The sequence below is a fragment of the Fulvivirga sp. genome, from assembly GCF_040220315.1.
GTDB lineage: Bacteria > Bacteroidota > Bacteroidia > Cytophagales > Cyclobacteriaceae > Fulvivirga.
This window is the reverse complement of record NZ_JAVJUY010000142.1, coordinates 1-2,583: the sequence shown is the minus strand read 5'-3', so window position 1 is coordinate 2,583 and position 2,583 is coordinate 1. Positions and strand designations below refer to the sequence as shown.

Annotated in this window: 3 protein-coding genes and 1 pseudogene; all 4 read right to left on the bottom strand. The window is 34.6% G+C overall.

Annotated features, from left to right (window positions below):
• Positions 1–36: 36 nt before the first annotated feature.
• The 4 genes and pseudogenes from RLO81_RS06580 to RLO81_RS06565 all read right to left on the bottom strand — a co-directional run bounded on the left by RLO81_RS06580 (position 37) and on the right by RLO81_RS06565 (position 2,391).
• Complete coding sequence (locus RLO81_RS06580; protein ID WP_350108974.1) at positions 37–201, bottom strand: hypothetical protein; 165 nt, start codon at positions 199–201, stop codon at positions 37–39.
• A gap of 792 nt (positions 202–993) precedes the next feature.
• A complete protein-coding gene (locus tag RLO81_RS06575; protein ID WP_350108972.1) occupies positions 994–1,599 on the bottom strand; it encodes a DinB family protein in 606 nt (201 codons plus the stop codon).
• A gap of 53 nt (positions 1,600–1,652) precedes the next feature.
• The gene (locus RLO81_RS06570; RefSeq protein WP_350108969.1) at positions 1,653–1,982 is read right to left on the bottom strand and encodes an ArsR/SmtB family transcription factor; all 330 of its coding nucleotides are present in this window, start codon (positions 1,980–1,982) and stop codon (positions 1,653–1,655) included.
• Positions 1,972–2,391: pseudogene (locus RLO81_RS06565) on the bottom strand (SRPBCC family protein). The gene RLO81_RS06570 and the pseudogene RLO81_RS06565 overlap by 11 nt, the downstream one beginning before the upstream one ends.
• Positions 2,392–2,583 lie beyond the last annotated feature (192 nt).

Below are 2,583 nucleotides of genomic sequence, written 5' to 3'. Positions count from 1 at the left end.
TATTTTTTAACTCATAACCAGCTAGGTAAAGTTTGATTATCCACAAGCGCCTGGAGTAGGGCAAGTAGGTGTGGGACCATCATCATTAGATGGAGCCTGGAATTCAGGGACATTTTGTTCGATTTCAGTGAGGTTATCATCCACACAAGAAGCCAATCCAATAGCAACAGTAGCAACAAGAATTACAAATAACTTTTTCATGATTTATCTTTTAGTTTTAGTTGTATATGATTTTTTCTCAAAAGTATAGATTCTTCATACTAACAGACATTAAAATTTCCTTATCAAATTATTTATCATGCTGATTATCAGTGTAAAACTGCTGGATACGAGAAATTTATTGATTTGTGAATCTTATAAAAGTACAATTATAAGCCGTAGAAAAAGATTGTATAAATAATATCAATAAATATATATGTAATATAACGTATACAACTATGTGTAATAAGTTATTATATATCAATCTACCCTTTGATTTAGGGGTGCAGAGTGATGAGTATCAATCATATAAGGAAAAAGGAGGAAAAAGGAGGTTTTAACAGGAGATTAGATTTTTACTAATCAGAATTATATTGTTATAAATAACGATATAATGATAGAAAATTCTGTATTTTGTCGTAATTTGAATAATTGACAATAGCGGCTAAAAAGAGATGAAAATTATTTTTTACTGTCAACTTGAAGAACTAAAAAACACCTGATTTCTAAGAAAATACTTCTTATTTCTACCATTTTTTTTCTTAGAGGTATTTTTTTGAATTCTCAGTTACCTTAAAAGAAAGCTCTTCTGCACCTACTTTTATGAAGCGTTTGATAGAATTAACGATGCTCTGAGCCTTTCATATGTTTAAGATAGTGTTATTGAATAGTAAAGGGCTTCTCTTTTTGCCAGGATTACAATAACGTATACGTGTGGTGATTGTTTGTTAATGCTAAAAATGAATCATCAGGTGTTATGAGACACCTGATGATATATGTAAGATTAATGAAGGATTAATTTGATTTGGGAAAACCCGGCCTGGACATTATTTCCCTGATCTGCGCCGTGTGTCTTTCTGTATGAGCTGCCAGCAGTAATATTACCTGGTAAGCATCACCTTTGCCAAAAGGAAAATCGAAATAACATGTACGAAGCGGATCAGAAGTGTTTTTCATATAGTTGATATGCTTGTTTCTGAGTTGAGTGAAATTATCCAGGGCATCCTGCACCGTATTGAATGTTGATTTTGGTTCTAATACGTCCACTGTTTTACTTTTCTGTGACCTGTCGGTAAAGATTTCTATGAGTTTATCATCGTGAAATGCAATCTCACCCTTTGCGGCACTGTGTTTAAGGGCATCCTGTGACCATTGGAAGATGAGTTTCTCAGATAAGGCCAGATGTTCTACACACTCGGCAATAGACCATGTACCTTCATTTACTTTGAATTCCAATTGCTCTTTATTCAAGTTAGTTACCGTATTAATCAGTGTTTGCTTTGTATCCTGCAAATAATTAGTAACTACCTCACGATCCTTTTTTGAAAGTTCTGCAAGTGCTGAAAACATTATCGCAGAAAGACCAATTAAGGTCAATATGATTATATTTTTCTTTTTCATGGTTGTTGTTTTTAAATGCAACTAAAAGGTTGCGTAAATAGAAAAAAAATGTTTTATTTATCAGCTTTTTGCTGCAGATGGTTAACCAACCTGGAAAGCTTATCATCCCAAAACTTCTCATAAAAAGAAACCCAATCATTGATTTCCTTTAGAGGTAGGGCGTTAGCCTGACAAAATCGCTCCCTTCCATTTTCTCTGATTTCTACAAGACCTGCGACTTCCAGATACTTGATATGCTTGGTTACAGCCTGACGGCTCATACTAAAATGATCAGAAATCTGCGTGATGGATAAAGCGGTACTTGCCAAAACCAAAATATGGAAGATTTCCCGTCTGGTTGGGTCAGCAATTGCTTTAAATATTTTGTTGATTTTAGGAGACATTTTGTTTGCTTAGATACTTGGTAAGGTTTACCACACATGATCCCCAACCTTTTTCGAAACTGGTAAACATATTTGTTGCCATCTCCTCAGTAGGATAATTAGAAATCCCCGAATGCTCCAGGGTGAGGAATGTTCCTGAATCATTTTCCTTGAGATTCCACTACACTGTGGTTTCCACTCCAGTACCTCCTACTATCCAGGTATAAATTAAGGTGTGGAACGGAGACGCTTCCAGTACCTTACCGGTAATTTTTGTTTCTTCATGGGTAAACGTATACTCAAAACCTGGCTCTGCTTTAAAGTCAGCATGAATAAACCATGTAGAAATCTCTTCCGCTGTAGATATGGCTTTCCAAACGTCTTGAATTGGAAAATTGATCTGCTGTTCTTTTTTGATTACATCTTTCATTGTTAATAAAGTTTAAAATTAGTTAAGCAACTATTTGGTTGCAAGATAATTGATTAAACTATTAATGCAGCTAAAAGGTTGCATTAATTTTCAAAACATGTAAGGAGTCCATCTGTCGTGGTGTAATTCTATCTGAAATTAATGGTAACAGGCTGTTCTAATTCTACCTGAAGCCCATCAAATTTCCCCATG